Annotated in this window: 16 protein-coding genes; 2 read left to right on the forward strand and 14 right to left on the reverse strand. The window is 64.7% G+C overall.

The window, feature by feature from the left end; all coding sequences use genetic code 11:
- Positions 1–480 precede the first annotated feature (480 nt).
- The 8 genes from N0B71_RS26815 to N0B71_RS26850 all read right to left on the reverse strand — a co-directional run bounded on the left by N0B71_RS26815 (position 481) and on the right by N0B71_RS26850 (position 7,182).
- Positions 481–1,089: a hypothetical protein gene (locus N0B71_RS26815; protein WP_259756070.1), complete on the reverse strand. Its 609-nt coding sequence runs from the start codon at positions 1,087–1,089 to the stop codon at positions 481–483.
- A gap of 126 nt (positions 1,090–1,215) precedes the next feature.
- Positions 1,216–1,941 carry a hypothetical protein gene (locus N0B71_RS26820; protein ID WP_259756071.1) on the reverse strand — a complete coding sequence of 242 codons (726 nt, stop codon included), beginning with the start codon at positions 1,939–1,941 and terminating at the stop codon, positions 1,216–1,218.
- Positions 1,938–2,531 (reverse strand): RNA polymerase sigma factor, encoded by a 594-nt coding sequence (locus tag N0B71_RS26825; protein WP_259756073.1) that lies wholly within the window; start codon positions 2,529–2,531, stop codon positions 1,938–1,940. The genes N0B71_RS26820 and N0B71_RS26825 overlap by 4 nt, the downstream gene beginning before the upstream one ends.
- Positions 2,532–2,823: 292 nt before the next feature.
- Positions 2,824–4,263, reverse strand: coding sequence for an aminotransferase-like domain-containing protein (locus N0B71_RS26830; RefSeq protein WP_259756075.1), 1,440 nt, complete (start codon positions 4,261–4,263; stop codon positions 2,824–2,826).
- 106 nt (positions 4,264–4,369) lie between these two features.
- A complete protein-coding gene (locus N0B71_RS26835; protein WP_259756077.1) occupies positions 4,370–5,005 on the reverse strand; it encodes a response regulator transcription factor in 636 nt (211 codons plus the stop codon).
- 152 nt (positions 5,006–5,157) lie between these two features.
- On the reverse strand, positions 5,158–5,985 hold the full coding sequence (locus N0B71_RS26840; protein ID WP_259756078.1) for an OmpA family protein: 828 nt from the start codon (positions 5,983–5,985) through the stop codon (positions 5,158–5,160).
- Positions 5,982–6,326 carry a DUF4398 domain-containing protein gene (locus N0B71_RS26845; RefSeq protein WP_416789692.1) on the reverse strand — a complete coding sequence of 115 codons (345 nt, stop codon included), beginning with the start codon at positions 6,324–6,326 and terminating at the stop codon, positions 5,982–5,984. The genes N0B71_RS26840 and N0B71_RS26845 overlap by 4 nt, the downstream gene beginning before the upstream one ends.
- A 28-nt stretch (positions 6,327–6,354) precedes the next feature.
- Positions 6,355–7,182: a substrate-binding periplasmic protein gene (locus tag N0B71_RS26850; protein ID WP_259756081.1), complete on the reverse strand. Its 828-nt coding sequence runs from the start codon at positions 7,180–7,182 to the stop codon at positions 6,355–6,357.
- A 97-nt stretch (positions 7,183–7,279) separates the two neighbouring features.
- Between N0B71_RS26850 and N0B71_RS26855 the strand changes: the two genes are divergently transcribed.
- On the forward strand, positions 7,280–8,230 hold the full coding sequence (locus N0B71_RS26855) for an alpha/beta fold hydrolase (RefSeq protein WP_259756082.1): 951 nt from the start codon (positions 7,280–7,282) through the stop codon (positions 8,228–8,230).
- Between the two features lie 54 nt (positions 8,231–8,284).
- On the opposite strand, the gene fabV is transcribed toward N0B71_RS26855, so the two are convergent.
- The 3 genes from fabV to N0B71_RS26870 all read right to left on the reverse strand — a co-directional run bounded on the left by fabV (position 8,285) and on the right by N0B71_RS26870 (position 11,389).
- A complete protein-coding gene (gene fabV, locus N0B71_RS26860; RefSeq protein ID WP_259756084.1) occupies positions 8,285–9,481 on the reverse strand; it encodes an enoyl-ACP reductase FabV in 1,197 nt (398 codons plus the stop codon).
- A 214-nt stretch (positions 9,482–9,695) separates the two neighbouring features.
- Positions 9,696–10,640 carry an electron transfer flavoprotein subunit alpha/FixB family protein gene (locus tag N0B71_RS26865; protein WP_259756085.1) on the reverse strand — a complete coding sequence of 315 codons (945 nt, stop codon included), beginning with the start codon at positions 10,638–10,640 and terminating at the stop codon, positions 9,696–9,698.
- Positions 10,640–11,389: an electron transfer flavoprotein subunit beta/FixA family protein gene (locus tag N0B71_RS26870; RefSeq protein ID WP_259756087.1), complete on the reverse strand. Its 750-nt coding sequence runs from the start codon at positions 11,387–11,389 to the stop codon at positions 10,640–10,642. Before N0B71_RS26870 ends, N0B71_RS26865 begins: the two co-directional genes overlap by 1 nt.
- 343 nt (positions 11,390–11,732) lie before the next feature.
- On the opposite strand from N0B71_RS26870, the gene N0B71_RS26875 reads away from it, so the two are divergent.
- Positions 11,733–13,388, forward strand: coding sequence for an electron transfer flavoprotein-ubiquinone oxidoreductase (locus tag N0B71_RS26875; protein ID WP_259756089.1), 1,656 nt, complete (start codon positions 11,733–11,735; stop codon positions 13,386–13,388).
- Positions 13,389–13,495: 107 nt separating this feature from the next.
- Here the strand turns inward: N0B71_RS26875 and N0B71_RS26880 are convergent, their stop codons facing one another.
- From N0B71_RS26880 to N0B71_RS26890, 3 genes are all read right to left on the reverse strand, one after another.
- A complete protein-coding gene (locus N0B71_RS26880) occupies positions 13,496–14,074 on the reverse strand; it encodes a DUF1285 domain-containing protein (RefSeq protein WP_259756090.1) in 579 nt (192 codons plus the stop codon).
- Positions 14,071–14,682: a DUF4823 domain-containing protein gene (locus N0B71_RS26885; protein ID WP_259756091.1), complete on the reverse strand. Its 612-nt coding sequence runs from the start codon at positions 14,680–14,682 to the stop codon at positions 14,071–14,073. The genes N0B71_RS26880 and N0B71_RS26885 overlap by 4 nt, the downstream gene beginning before the upstream one ends.
- 64 nt (positions 14,683–14,746) lie before the next feature.
- On the reverse strand, positions 14,747–15,640 hold the full coding sequence (locus tag N0B71_RS26890; RefSeq protein ID WP_259756093.1) for a radical SAM protein: 894 nt from the start codon (positions 15,638–15,640) through the stop codon (positions 14,747–14,749).
- Between the last annotated feature and the right edge of the window lie 15 nt (positions 15,641–15,655).

Raw genomic sequence — 15,655 nt, forward strand, 5'->3', positions numbered from 1 at the left:
TGCCAATCGCACCGGCGATTCTCTTCTCCGGCGGCCAGGGGCAGCGTCCGGCGTTGTTGCTTTTGTAGGAGCGCGCCGTGGGCGCAATCGCGGACAGAGTCCGCCATTCCCTGACATATCGTGCCGGGGCCTGCCCTCTCCCCCGCGCTGGCTGGGCGCCCCGCTCCGAAGAGGGAGAGGGAGCAGCCCCGCCGGCTGACGCCGCAGTTCCAGCCGGCACCAATCCAGTCCCCTCTCCCTTCAGGGAGAGGGGAAATCGCCAGCACGGGGCTTCAGATAGAGACAGTTGCTCTTACCTCAAATATCGCGCAGGGGCCCGCCCTCTCCCCCGCCCTCTCCCTGAAGGGAGAGGGAGCTGTCCGTACCGGCTGACGCCATGGATTCCTCCTGCACCGACCAGTCCCCTCTCCGACGGGGATAGGGAATTCTGAGGTACGAATGCGCAGGGGAAGACAGCTGCCCCCAAGGGGAGCGGAGCAATCAGTTGCGGAACTGGAACTGCAGCTCGGCGCCGCGGATATCCGAGTGCCAGCTGTCATCGCCATTTTCACGCTCGTTGGGCTCGCGCTGGATCAGCCGGCCGCCCACCGCGAACGGGCTCGAGCCTGCTTTCTCGTCCTTCTGGCGGAACATCGGCGGCAGGATCGGTTTTTCTTCCTCCACCTCGCTCAGTGACTCGTCCGGCTCCAGCTGATGCACCAGCTCCTTGGGCAGGCGCAGGTCGAGCTTGACCGGCGGCAGCGCCTGCTTGACCACGGGGTCGACCGGTTTTTTCACCTGCGCCGGCGTCTTCGAAGGGGCCTTGGCCTCCGGCTTGATCGATGCCTCGACCGCCGGCGCCTTGGGCGAGGCCACGGCCTTGGCGGCAGCGGGCTTGGCTTCCGACTCGCGGGGCTGCTCGGCGGCTGGCTTGGGCGCAGGCGAGCTGGCTGGCGCCGGGGCGGTTGCCTTGGGCGATACAACGGGAGCAGCCGGTGCGGAGGGTGCCGGCGCCGGGGCTGGAGCGGCAGCCTTGTCCTTGTGCTCGTCGCCACAGGCAGCGAGCAGCAAGGACAAACTGGCGACTACAACAATTCGGGACGTTTTCATGGAGCGGACCATCGGAAAAACCGCGCAATGCTGGCGCGTACGGCGTGGCGGAGCAAGCACCTGGCCATGACAAGCCGTTACGGCCATCAGTCTGACAGGCGCAGGCCGGAGCCGGCCTGTCATTGATCAAGGGTTGTCAGGCAATTCCTTCAGAGCCTTGTCGATATTCAGGGCCGGGAAGCGTTGCCGAAGACTCTCGCGCACTCGTTCAGCCTCCTCCTTCTGCCCCTTGTCCTGCAAGTCGCGCAGGCGCAACAGGCTGGCGCGTGGCTCGTCGACCTCTTCCGCCAGGGCTTGGAGCTTCCCCTGGGCCTGCGTGTCCGGCTTGCTCTGGGCATCAGAAAGCTCCCGAGCTGTTGCCTGTGCCTGTGCCTTGGCCTTGGCATTGTCCATGGCCATTTTCTTGCTCATCGGGGCAGGCTTGGCGAGCTCCGCCATCGAAGCGCCCGCCGCCGCGTCATCTCGCTGCGGCGCAGCCATGCTCGGCTCCGCCGCATAGGGTGCGGCGGCCGGGGCTGCCGGCGGCGCCATGGCAGGCGCGGGCGCCGGCGCACGCATCATCGCCGGCGCCACTGGCGCGTCGAAACGGTTCGGCGCCTCCTCGTAGGTGCGCAAGGTCAGGCTCAGGCCGATCCCCAGGGTCGCCAGGCCCGCCACGGCGACGCCCCAGCGCTGGCGGCTGCCGGCGCCCAGCAACCAGTGATGCAGGCGCTGGGCCAGAGACGGCGGCGTGTTCTGCGCCTGGGCGCGGGCGGCGGCCAGGATGCGCGCGTCCATCTGCGCCGAGGGCTGCTCCTCGCTGTGCCGGCGGTAGTGCTCGAGCACTGCCTGCTCGCGCGGATCGCGGTTCATGGGTTCACCTCCTCGGTCACCGACGGGTCGGACAGCAACCGACGCAATTTCTGCAGCGCATAGCGCAGCCGGCTCTTCACGGTTTCTGCCGGCGTTTTCGTCAGCTCGGCAATTTCGCTCAGCTCCAGGTCGCCGTGGGCACGCAGGAGGAACACTTCGCGCTGCTCTTGCGGCAGTTCCTGCAAGGCGCCCTGCAGGCGCTGCTGGTCGCGGGCCAGGCTCAGTTCGCGCTCGGGGTCGACACCCTCGCCGTCCAGCGCCTCGCCATGCAGCTGCTCGTCGAAGCTTTCCTGTCGCCCCAGGTGGCGGCCCAGCTTGCGCCAATGGTCGATCAGGCGGTTGCGGCCGACCTGGTACAGCCAGGTCTTGAAGCTGGCCGCGCCCAGTGGCTGGCTGTCGCTGCGGATCAGGCTCAGCCAGGTTTCCTGGAACACTTCCTCGGCCTGGGCGGTGTCGCCGCACAGGCCACAGAGGAAGCGGAACAGGCCCAGGCGATGGCGAGCGTAAAGCTCGCCGAAAGCCTCGGCGTCGCCGTGTCGATAACGCCGCAGCAACGCCGCGTCGTTTTCATCCGTGAGGGGTGTCTTCAACTCTCTCGATCCATTGCGGGGCGGGTGTCGGCTGGCGTCTCGCCAGTGGCCGAGTATCGCCGAAGGTGCAGGCGCCGGGGTAGCGCGGTGGCGGGCAGGCGGAAGCTCGGGTGTGGCAAGCGGCACGGTGGCGGCCTCGTCGAGGGGTCAACTTCCTTGGACGAGGCGACGTGGGTAAACGGGTTAACGCCAGTATCAAGCCGTTTACGTAGGAGCGGACTCCGTCCGCGATCGTATCCGGCAAGAGGCGGACCTATCGCGGACGAAGTCCGCTCCTGCGCAAGCCAAGCGCCTACGCGGCGATCAGTTCTTCCTGGCAGAGCTGGTTGGCCAGCATGCCGAGGGTCATGATCGCCCGCTCCGCCTCGCGGTCCCAGGGGATGCCACAGGTCAGGCGCAGGCAGTTGTTGAACTGCTCGGTGTTACTGAAGATCAGCCCCGGCGCAATGCTGATGCCCTGCTCCAGCGCCCGCACGTGCAGTTCCTTGGTGTTCACCTTGGCCGGCAGGCTGACCCAGAGGATGAAACCGCCCTTGGGCCGGGTCATCTGCGTGCCTTCGGGGAAGTACTGCTGCACCGCCAGCTGGTAGGCGGTCATGTTCTTCCGGTACTCCTGGCGGATGTAGCGCAGGTGCCGGTCGTAGCCGCCGTTTTCCAGGTAGGCCGCCACGCCCATCTGGGTCACGGTGCAGGCCGAATGGGTGGTGAAGGTCTGCAACCGGCGGATCTCCTCCTGGTAGCGCTCGGTGATGATCCAGCCGATGCGCACGCCGGGGGAAATCGTCTTGGAGAAGCTCGAGCAATACACCACGCGGCCATCGCGATCGTGGGCCTTGAGCGCCTTGGTCTGGCCCTGGTCGAACATCAGCTCGCCGTAGATGTCGTCCTCGATCACCCCGATGTTGTGCTCGGCGGTGAGCTTGAGCAGCGCCTTCTGGCGATCTTCGGGGATGGTCCCGCCGAGCGGGTTGCTCAGCCGCGCGGTCAGCACCAGCGCCTTGATCGGCCACTGGTTGGCGGCCAGTTGCAACGCCTCCAGGCTGATGCCGGTGAGGGGGTCGCTGGGAATCTCGATGACCTTCAGGCCCAGAATGTCGGCCAACTGCAGCAGGCCGTAGTAGCTCGGCGACTCGGTGGCGATCAAATCCCCTGGGCGGGTCATCACGCGCAAGGCCATGTGGATGGCGTCCACGCAGCCATGGGTGATGGTCACCTGGGTCGGATCGACCACCACGCCGGCATCGCGCATGCGGATCGCCACCTGGCGGCGCAGTGGCTCGTAGCCAGGGCTGAACATGTAGCTGAAGGCGCGAGGGCTGGAAAAGCGCGTGACCTTGGCCAGTTGCTGGTGCAGCGCGCGGACCGGCAGGTAGTCCACGTGCGGCACCGCGGCGCCCAACGGGAACACGCCTTCGCGGCGCGCTTCGGCGAGCACCTGGTTGATGATGCTGCTGCGGGTGACCAGGCCGGGGCGTTCGACGCGGGCGATGTCCGGGGTCGAGGCGGTCAGCGCCGGCGTACGGTGCACGTAGAAGCCGGACTGCGGGCGCGCGCGGATCAGCCCCTGGTCTTCGAGGGTGGCATAGGCCTGGAGGACCGTGGCATGGCTGACGTTGAGCTGGGTGCTCAGCTTGCGCACGGACGGCACGCGCTCGCCCGGCTGGTAGACACCACGACGGATGTCTTCCGCCAGTTGCTGGGCGATGCGCTGGTACAGCAGCAGATTGGACATGACGGCCATCCCTCGGTCATTGAACCGAAACAGTAGCCAAAAACCGGAAACTGTTCCAGAACAGTCGAAGGTATTCCGTCCGATACAGTTGCGCCGCCCTGCCGGCTCAGATCTCGCCGAGCCAGTCCAGCAGCCCGGCCACCACCAGTTGGGCGTCGGTGGTCAGGCCGAGCTTCTGCATGGCATTGCGCTTGTGGGTGCTGATGGTGGACACGCTGCGGTTGGTCCGTTCGGCGATTTCCCCCACCGTGGCGCCATGGGCCAAGCGACGGATGATATCGATCTCGGTGGGGCTCAGTGGCTTGCCGGTATGCCGCGGCGGCCGCAGCATCGGGTCGATGTAGGTTTCGCCCTTGCGAATGCGGGCGAAGGCTTCGTCCAGCAGGTTCAACGGGTTGCGCTTGCACACGTAGCCCACCGCGCCGCACTTGACCGCCGCGCTCGCCAAAAGCGGCGCGCCCATGACCGAGTAGACCAGCACCGGCACGTCCGGATGGTGGCGCTGCAGCCACTCGATCAGGTGCACGCCGTCACGCCCGCGGGCACCGGGCAGCGCCAGCTCGACGATGGCCAGGTCGACCTCGGGATGGGCATCGAGCACATCCAGCAGGCTGTCGGTGTCACTGACGAAGGCTTTCACCTGCGCCAGTTCACGCTCCAGCAGATAGCGTTCCAGGCCCCAACCAATCATCGGTTGCGGGTCCGCCACGATTACATTCAACAGCTTGTTTTCCGAAGGCATCTGGTTCTCTCGTTTACAGCTCCCCTGAGGGGATTAGTCGCACCTGGTTATTTTCGCCAAGCCGCGACTCGAAAATTTTCGAGATGCCCCAGACGAAAAACCCCGGAGCCAAGGCATCCGGGGTTTTCCTGTGACGGGATATTGCGAAGAGGTCAGCGCTCAGCGCCGAGCTGGCCCTTCTCGTCGGAGAAGACGATCTCCACCCGGCGGTTCTGCGCGCGCCCCAGCGAGGAGGCATTGTCCGACACCGGATAGGCCTCGCCGTAGCCCTGCACCTGAATGCGTTTGGCGTCCACCCCCAGGTCGGTCAGGGCGTCCGCCACGGCCTGCGCGCGGTCCCTGGACAGTTGCAGGTTCTGCTCGCGGTCGCCCTCGGCATCGGTGTAGCCCTCGATGCGGATCACACGGCGCGGATTGAGCTGGAGGAACTGCACCACCTTGAGCACGGTGCGGTTGGCCGCCGGCGTGAGATCCGCCGCGCCGCTGTCGAACAACACGTCACCCAGGGTCAGCACCAGGCCGCGCTCGGTTTCGTTGGTGGCGAGGCTGACCATCTGCTGCTCCAGCCACTTGCTCTGCTCCTGCACATTGAGCAGGCGGGCCTCACGCATCGCCAGCTGCAGGCGCTCGCGCTCCAGCTGCTGCTTGCCCAGGCGCTCCTGGTTCAGCGCCAGGTTGCTGTGCTCGCGGGCGATCTCGCTGTAGCGCTGGCTGAGATAGGCGTACTGCAACACGTCATCGCTGCTGCCCCAGTAATTGGACAGGCGTTCGGCACGGGCCAGCGACTCGCCGGCGCGGATCACGTCTTTCGGCGCGCTGCGCAGGACGGCGGAATCTTCCTTCACCGCCTGGAATTGCAGGCGCGCCTGCTCCAGGGACTTCTCGCTGAGCTGGCTGTTGGCGCAGCCGGCCAGCAGCGCGGCGGCGGACACTGCGGCGATCCATGCGGCGCCACGACGCAACAGTTGTGCGGGAGTCATTGCACCTCTCCCAACTGTTTGCGCAGGCGGTTGATGCTCTTGTTCTGCTCGGCCAACTGCTCGGCGCTCTTGCGCGTCAGCTCCTTGGCCTCGGCGAGACGGGCGTCGAGCTCGGCCTGTTCGGCCAGTTGCCGGGCCTTCTTGTTCGAGCCGACCGCCAGGGCGCCCTTGGCGGCCTGGTACTTGTCGTCGGCGAGCTTCAGCTCGGCCAGGTCATCGGTCGCGCCCACGGCCTTGGCCTGTTCCAGCGCCTGCTCGGTGAGGCGCATCTGCTCGTTGGGTGCCGGGTCGTTCGTCGCACAGCCGGCCAGTGCACACAGCGCCAGGCCGGCGACCATCATCCGTCGATTGATCACGAAATCTCTTGTCCTACTCGGTGGGAGTGCTGGCAGGCTGCAATTGCTGGGCCTTCCAGCGGGCCAGGTTGTCCTGCAGCAGGCGCTGCGGGACTCCGGCGGCCGTCAATTCTGTCATTTTTTTCGCCAGTTGTCCGCGCAGCCACGGGTCGTTGCAGGCCGAGTTGTGCGCCACGGTCAGGTACAGACCTTCGCTGGAGACCGGCGGTTCCAGGGGCTGCAGGTCGTCGGCCATGCCGAGCGTATCGGCCACCGCCAGGCCGGGATAGTGCTCGTAGATCACATAGTCCGAACGCTTGAGCAGCAGCTTCTGGAAGGCCTGGGTCAGGCTGGGCACCTCTTCCAGGGTCAGCTCCTGCTTGGCGAAGGCGTCGAAGTCCGGGCCGAAGCTGTTGTTCACCAGGGTGCCGCCCTTCAGGCCCTTGAGGTCGTCACGACTATGGTAGGGCGACGTGGCATCCTTGCGCATCCACACCACGTTGTCGGTGGTGAGGAAGGCCGGGTGGATGTAATCCATGGTTTCCAGCCGCGGCGGGGTGAGGAAGGCGCCGGCGATCAGGTCGACCCGCCCCAGGCGCGCCTCTTCCTGGGCGCGCGCCCAGGAGCCGGTGTAGATCACGCGGATACTTACCCCGACCGCCTTGCCGATCTGCTCCAGCAGGTCGGCATTGGCGCCGATCAGGCGCTCGGGCTGCGCCGGGTCGCGCCACAGGTAGGGCGGGTATTCCGGGTTGCCGGTGGCCACCAGGCGCTCGCATTTGCCGGCCGCGACACTGGCCAGGGGCATGGAGAAAGTCACCAGCAACAGTGCCGCACGGAGCATCGTGGAGCAGTCAGGCATCGGTAGTCTCGCTCACCAGAAGAAAGAACGGCCATGCTTAGAGCCGCAAAATGCTAGCGTAAAGCACACCGACCCGATTTGGTAATAAGGACTTCTCATGAAGAAAGCCCTTCTGGCCCTTCTACTGGCGATAGCCGTTGCCGCTGGCATCCTCTACGCCTTCCCTTCCACCCTCCTGGCCACCGCGCAGTACGTCGAAAGCGCCCGCGCTCGGCTGTCGAGCAACAGCCTGCAGGTCGATGATCTGAACATCACCTATTACGAGGGCGGCCCGGAGAAGGCGCAGACCATCCTGCTGATCCACGGCTTCGGTGCGGACAAGAGCAACTGGCCGCGCTTCGCCCGCTTCCTGACCAAGGACTACCACGTCATCGCCGTCGACCTGCCAGGCTTCGGCGATAGCAGCAAGCCCGCCAACATCAGCTACGACGTGGGCACCCAGGCCGAGCGCCTGGCTGACTTCATGCGCGAACAGGGTATCGGCCGCTTCCACGTGGTGGGCAACTCCATGGGCGGGCACATCGCCGCGCTGCTGGCGGCGCGACATCCACAGGAAGTCTTGTCGGTCGGGCTGTTCGACAACGCCGGCGTCACCGCGCCACACCAGAGCGAGTTGTTCGAGCGCCTGCTCAAGGGCGGCGACAATCCGCTGGTGCTGCGTTCGGTGGATGACTTCCCCGCCCTGCTCGACTTCGTCTTCGTGCAGAAGCCTCCGCTGCCGGCGCGACTGCGCGATTACCTGGCCGAACGCTCGCTGGAGCGCAGCGCCTTCAACGGCATGGTCTTCCAGCAGTTGCGCGAACGCTATATCCCGCTGGAGCCGGAGCTGCCGAAGATCACCGCGCCGACCCTGCTGCTGTGGGGCGACCGCGACCGGGTGCTGGACGTTTCCAGCATCGAGGTGATGAAGCCGCTGCTGAAGAAACCCAGCGTGGCGATCCTGCGCGATTGCGGCCACGTGCCGATGATCGAGCGCCCCGAGGAAACAGCCCGCCTCTACCTGGACTTCCTGCAGCAGAACCACACGCCGGTGACGGCGGCGAACTGAAACCGACAGAAGCAGAAACGGCGCCCTGGGGCGCCGTTTCCTTATGTACCGAACTCAGAGCTGGATCAGATTCGGAATCTGCACGTCCGGGTTGACGTCCTGCTCGTAGTCCACGCCGGCGATCTCGAAGCCGAACAGGCGCAGGAACTCGGTCTTGTAGCCGGTGAAGTCGGTCAGCTGGTACAGGTTTTCGTTGGTCACCTTGTTCCACAGGTCCTTCACGGTGTCCTGTACGTCCGGCTGCAGTTCCTTGTAGTCGGCGCGCAGGCGGCCGTCGGCGTCCAGGTGCGGCTCGGCGCCGTACAGGCTCTCGCGGAACAGGCCGTCGACCTGCTCGATGCAGCCTTCGTGGGTGCCCTTCTCCTTCATCACCTTGAACAGCAGCGACAGGTACAGCGGCATCATCGGGATGGCCGAGCTGGCCTGGGTGACCACGGCCTTCAGCACGGAAACGCGAGCGTCGCCACCAGTGGCCGCCAGCTTCTCGCGAATGCCCAGAACCTTCTGGTCCAGGTCCTTCTTGGCGGCGCCGATGGAGCCGTTCCAGTACAGGTCGTGGGTGATTTCTTCGCCCAGATAGGTAAAGGCGGTGGTCTTGGCGCCATCGGCCAGCACGCCGGCTTCCTGCAGCGCATCGATCCACATCTGCCAGTCTTCGCCGCCCATCACCGCCACGGTGTTGGCGATCTCGGCTTCGGTGGCCGGCTCCATCACGCTTTCCTTGATCACTTCCTTGTCGGTGTCCAGACCCCGGAAGTTGACGGTCTTGCCGACCGGCTTGAGCACGGAATTGAAGACCTCGCCGGTCTTGGGATGGGTACGGCGCGGCGCGGCCAGGCTGTAGACGACCAGGTCGACCTTGCCCAGGTCCTGCTTGATGGTGTCGATGGTGACCTGCTTCACCTCATCGGAGAAGGCGTCGCCGTTGATGCTGCGCGCATACAGGCCCTTGGCGTGGGCGAATTTCTCGAAGGCGGCGGAGTTGTACCAGCCGGCGGTGCCCGCCTTGGTCTCGCTGCCGGGTCGCTCGAAGAACACGCCCAGGGTGTCGGCGCCGGCGCCAAAGGCGGCGCTGATGCGCGCGGCGAGGCCGTAGCCAGTGGAGGAACCGATGACCAGGACCTTCTTCGGACCGTTGGCGATGGGGCCGTGCGCCTCGACGTAGTCGATCTGTTCCTTGACGTTGGCTTCACAGCCGGTCGGGTGGGTAGTGACGCAGATGAAGCCACGCACGCGCGGTTTGATGATCATGAAAACCTCGGTAGCCAGGTGTCGATTGAACACATTCAGGAACTGGAGACGTCGCGCATTGTAGATGAGACACCTTCGCCGGTGGACTTCTCGGCAAAGATTCGTGACCAATGGGTCATCGGCGCGGCGAAACGACCATTCCCGAGGAAAATCAGGGACCTGAAATGAAAGAACCCGCCACGTGGGGCGGGTTCCTTCCTTGAGCGGATTGGGCTTAGACGGCCTTTTCCAGCTCCGGTACGGCTTCGAACAGGTCGGCGACCAGGCCGTAGTCGGCTACCTGGAAGATCGGCGCCTCTTCGTCCTTGTTGATCGCCACGATCACTTTCGAATCCTTCATGCCCGCCAGGTGCTGGATGGCGCCGGAGATGCCGACGGCCACGTACAGCTGCGGCGCGACGATCTTGCCGGTCTGGCCGACCTGCATATCGTTGGGCACGAAGCCGGCGTCAACGGCAGCACGGGAAGCGCCGACGGCAGCGCCCAGCTTGTCAGCCAGGGCGTAGAGGATCTTGAAGTTGTCGCCATTGCCCATGCCCCGGCCGCCGGAAACGACGATCTTGGCAGCGGTCAGTTCCGGACGGTCGGACTTGGCCAGTTCTTCGCCCACGAAGGCGGACTTGCCGGCGTCGGCCGGGCCGGACACGGCTTCAACCGCGGCCGAACCACCTTCGGCGGCGACGGCGTCGAAGCCGGTGCCACGCACGGTGATGACCTTGACGGCGGCCGAGGACTGCACGGTAGCGATGGCGTTACCGGCGTAGATCGGGCGCTTGAAGGTGTCGGCGCTGACGACTTCGATGATCTCGGAGATCTGGTCGACGTCCAGCAGGGCAGCGACGCGCGGCAGGAAGTTCTTGCCGTTGGTGGTGGCAGCGGCCAGCACGTGGCTGTAGCCACTGCCCCCACTGTCTTTCACGAGAGCTGCGATCAGCGGAGCGACGTTCTCCGGCAGCTGGTGAGCGTAAGCGGCGTTGTCGGCGACCAGCACCTTGGAAACGCCTGCGATCTTGGCAGCGGCTTCGGCCACGCCACCCACGTTCTGGCCAGCGACCAGGACGGCGATGTCGCCACCAATCTTCTGCGCAGCAGCGACGGTGTTCAGGGTGGCAGCGCCCAGTGCGCCGTTGTTGTGCTCAGCGATTACCAGGATAGCCATCAGATTACTTTCGCCTCGTTCTTCAGTTTCTCGACCAGTTCGGCAACGGACTTGACCTTGATACCGGCGCTACGGGCAGCCGGCGCTTCGACTTTCACGGTCTTCACGGTGGAAGCGGTGGAAACGCCCAGGGCGTCCGGGGTCACCACGTCCAGCGGTTTCTTCTTCGCCTTCATGATGTTGGGCAGCGACGCGTAGCGCGGCTCGTTCAGGCGCAGGTCGGTGGTCACGATCGCCGGCAGGTTCAGGGCAACGGTCTGCAGGCCGCCGTCGATTTCACGGGTGACGTTGACCTTGTCGCCAGCTACTTCCACCTTGGAGGCGAAGGTGCCCTGCGCGTAGCCAGTCAGTGCAGCCAGCATCTGGCCGGTCTGGTTGTTGTCGCTGTCGATGGCCTGCTTGCCGAGGATGACCAACTGCGGCTGCTCTTTATCGACGATGGCTTTCAGGGCCTTGGCGACAGCCAGGGAATTCAGTTCGTCGTTGGATTCGACGAGGATGGCGCGATCAGCACCCAACGCCAGCGCGGTACGCAGTTGCTCCTGGGCAGCGGTCGGGCCGACGGAAACCGCAACGATCTCGGTGGCGACGCCTTTCTCTTTCAGGCGGACGGCCTCTTCCACGGCGATTTCGCAGAAGGGGTTCATGGACATCTTGACGTTGGCGAGATCGACGCCGGAGTTGTCCGCCTTGACGCGGACCTTGACGTTATAGTCAACCACTCGTTTGACAGCTACAAGAACCTTCATGGATTCCTCGTTATTCTCCGGTGAATAGGAATGTCGCCAGACAGGCCTGGCTGGTAGTGCACGCCATCTGCGACTACATCCAGCGCAACGCGACCGCAAAACCGCAGGTATCTTGACCGCATCGACCGGGCGGGTCAATACACGAAAATACCCCTTCATAAGCCGCGGACCCCGATTCTATCAGGGTTACGCGCGATTCAAACAAACGTTTGTATTGTGACCGATAAAGGGTTTAGATATAGCAACAGGTCTAGCTATAATGCGCCCCGCTCTTACTGGGTGGGGGCACGCCCATCCCAATACCTACAAAATGCCCAGAGCCTTGATTCAGGAGAGATCGATAGTGGAACGCGAATTTATGGAATTCGACGTCGTCATCGTCGGCGCCGGCCCTGCCGGTCTGTCCGCCGCATGCCGACTGAAACAGAAGGCCGCCGACGCCGGTCAGGAAATCAGCGTCTGTGTGGTCGAGAAGGGTTCCGAAGTGGGCGCCCACATTCTCTCGGGCGCCGTGTTCGAGCCCCGCGCGCTGAACGAGCTGTTCCCCAACTGGAAGGAACTCGAAGCGCCGCTCAACACCCCCGTCAAGCGCGACGACATCTATGTGCTCAAGAGCCCGGAAGCGGCGGCCAAGGTGCCGAACTTCTTCGTGCCCAAGACCATGCACAACGAAGGCAACTACATCATCTCCCTGGGCAACCTGTGCCGCTGGCTGGCCCAGCAGGCCGAAGGCCTGGGCGTCGAGATCTACCCGGGCTTTGCCGCCCAGGAAGCACTGATCGACGAGAATGGCGTAGTGCGCGGCATCATCACCGGTGACCTGGGCGTCGACCGCGAAGGCAACCCGAAAGAGGGGTACTACACCCCCGGCATGGAGCTGCGCGCCAAGTACACCCTGTTCGCCGAAGGCTGCCGTGGCCACATCGGCAAGCAACTGATCAAGAAGTACAAGCTCGACAGCGAAGCCGACGCCCAGCACTACGGCATCGGCATCAAGGAAATCTGGGATATCGACCCGTCCAAGCACGAGCAGGGCCTGGTGGTGCACACCGCCGGCTGGCCGCTGAACGACGACAACCCGGGCGGCTCCTTCCTTTATCACCTGGAAAACAACCAGGTGGTGGTCGGCCTGATCATCGACCTGTCCTACACCAACCCGCACCTGTCGCCGTTCGACGAGTTCCAGCGCTACAAGCACCACCCGGTGATCAAGCAGTACCTGGAAGGTGGCAAGCGCGTGGCCTATGGCGCTCGCGCCATCTGCAAGGGCGGCCTGAACTCGCTGCCGAAGATGGTCTTCCCCGGCGGCGCGCTGATCGGTTGCGACCTGGGCACCCTGAACTTCGCCAAGATCAAGGGCAGCCACACCGCCATGAAGTCCGGCATGCTGGCCGCCGACTCGGTGGCCGAAGCGCTGTTCGCCGGCCGCGAAGGCGGCGACGTGCTGAACAACTACGTCGATGCGTTCAAGGGCAGCTGGCTGTACGACGAGTTGTTCCGCAGCCGTAACTTCGGCGCGGCGATGCACAAGTTCGGCGCCATCGGTGGCGGTGCGTTCAACTTCATCGACCAGAACATCTTCGGCGGCAAGATCCCGTTCACCCTGCACGATACGACCCCGGACTACGCGACCCTGAAGAAGGCCAGCGAAGCGCCGAAGATCGACTATCCGAAGCCGGACGGCAAAATCAGTTTCGACAAGCTCTCCTCGGTGTTCCTGTCCAACACCAACCACGAGGAAGACCAGCCGATCCACCTGAAGCTGACCGACCCCAACACCCCGATCGAGAAGAACCTGCCGCTCTACGACGAGCCCGCGCAGCGTTACTGCCCGGCCGGCGTGTACGAAGTGGTGAGCAACGACGACGGCAGCAAGCGCTTCCAGATCAACGCCCAGAACTGCGTACACTGCAAGACCTGCGACATCAAGGACCCGGCCCAGAACATCACCTGGGTTGCCCCGGAAGGCACCGGTGGTCCGAACTACCCCAACATGTAAGAACGTTGGCGGTAACGAAAAAGGCTCCCTCGGGAGCCTTTTTTGCAGGTTCGAAAAAGTTGTAGCGAAGCCGTAACCGAACTACCGGACGCGTACCGACCGCCGGGTCACGGCTGCGGCGCGATGGGGAAGAACTCCCCCGAACTCCAGACACCCAGCCATTCAACGCCGTCGATCATGCGTGGAACCGCCAGTTCCACCAACTGGTAGAACACGTTGCGGTGGATCAGCGCCTCCAGGTTTACCCGCACCAGCACGTAGGGCGACGGCTCCTGGGTCTGCGGGTCCAGCTCGACACGGATCGGATGCGCGGCATCGGCCACCACGTCGTCCTCGACATTGGTGGTGAAGCGCAGCACCTGCTGTTCGCCCTCCCCTTCGACCGCGAGGGTTACTGCGACGAAGGGCGCGTCATCCACGGTGATGCCGCATTTCTCCACCGGCGTCACGAGGAAATACTCGTCGCCGTCGCGGCGGATGATGGTGGAGAACAGCCGCACCATCGGCTTGCGACCGATCGGCGTGCCCAGGTAATACCAGGTGCCGTCGCGGGCGATGCGCATATCGATATCGCCGCAGCAATCGGGGTTCCACAGATGCACCGGCGGCAGTCCCTTGTCCTTGCTGGCGGGAATCTGCGCCAGCAGGTTGCCGGCCCGGTCCGATTGGCTCTGTGGATCAGTCATTGGTACTCCTCTCGCGTCTTCACCCCCAGCAGGCTGCGGGCATAGTCTTCCAGCGGGCGCCCGATCAGGTCCTCGGGGCTGGCGTCATAGAATGTCAGAAAACCGCCGCGGCTGCGGATGGTCGCGCTGTCCACCAGGTAGCGGTTGTCGGTTTCGATCAGCATCACCTGGATCACGCTGCGGTCGCGGCCCACGGCATTATCGGTGTCTTCGTACTGCTCGTAGGTCCCGGCATTGTCCTCCCCACGGGCGAAGCGCGTATACAGCAGATAATTGGCGCCTGCCGCGCGAGCCTCCTGCATCGCCCCCTCCAGCCCGAGCGGACTCTTGGCCCGGCGCACCAGCGGGAAGTACTGGACGAAGCCGTTGAATGCCTCCTCTGCCACCACGTTGGGCCGCGCATAGGGATGGCCGGGCGGCACGAACGGCCCCTGGGCGATGTAGATGAAGGAGTCCTGCTGCAGGCGCCAGTTCGAGGTGCGGCGCGTCTGGCTGTGGTCGAGGAAGCCCGCGTCGCGCAGGTAGTAATCGGTGCCGTCGGCCAGGTCGTTGGGGGTCATGCAACCGCCAAGGGCGGCGAAGGCAAGGATCAGTATCAGGTGGCGCATGCAGGGTCTCCGGAGCCGGCGACGAAAAACCGGCATTCGGGCAAGCAATGCAGCTTCCGCGCCATCACAGGCCGCGCTGCCATTCCTGACGCAGATGCGCACGTTGCGGCTGCTCGATGGCCTGGCGCACCTGGGCCAGCAGCTTCGCCTTGTCCGCCCCCAGCGTGCCTTTGAGCACCAGGTAGTTGGAGGCGTGGTCGCTGCGGAACACCGTGTCGCGCAGCTCCAGCGCGCTGAGCAGGCGCTCGACCTCGACGAACAGCTCGGCCTGTGTCAGCGGCTGGAAGTCCGGGAAGCCGGCACGCAAGCGCTCCTCGCCCGTCGGGAAGCTCACGACCAGGGTGGAAAGAAACTCCGGCTGCGCCTCGTTCATCAGGCGCGCCGAATTGTCGGCGTGCTGGGCGCTCAGGGTGTTCCCGCCCAGGCCGTTGAGGATCATCACCGAGCGCTTGATCCCCGCCTCGCCCAGCTTGCCCAGGGCATCCAGCGTAGAGGCATAGGTCTCGCCCTTGTTCACCCGCGCCAGCACCTCGTCGTCGCCGGACTCGGCGCCCACATAGGCCATGCGCAGGCCGGCGTCGGCCAGCTCCTTCAGCTCGTCCACCGACTTCTTGCGCAGGTTGCGCGGCAGGCAGTAGCTGGAAACGCGATCCACCTCGGGCATGTGCTCGCGGATTGCGCGCAGGATGTTGAGCAGCCGCCGTGTCGGCAGCACCAGCGCATCACCGTCGGCCAGGAACACCCGCTGGACGATCAGGCGCTCACCGCAGCGGCGAATCTCTTCCAGCACGTCAGCCTCGTCACGGGCGCGGAATTTCTTCTGCGGCTGCGTATACATCTCGCAGAAGCCGCACTGGTTCCAGGAGCAACCGTTGGTCACCGGCAGAATCAGCGAGTGCGCCTCGCTCGGCGGCCGGAAGACCGGCTCGATATAGGAAATGGGGAATTCGTTGGGCATGGGCTAATCAGGTTA

Source organism: Pseudomonas sp. GCEP-101 (assembly GCF_025133575.1).
Lineage (GTDB): Bacteria > Pseudomonadota > Gammaproteobacteria > Pseudomonadales > Pseudomonadaceae > Pseudomonas > Pseudomonas nitroreducens_B.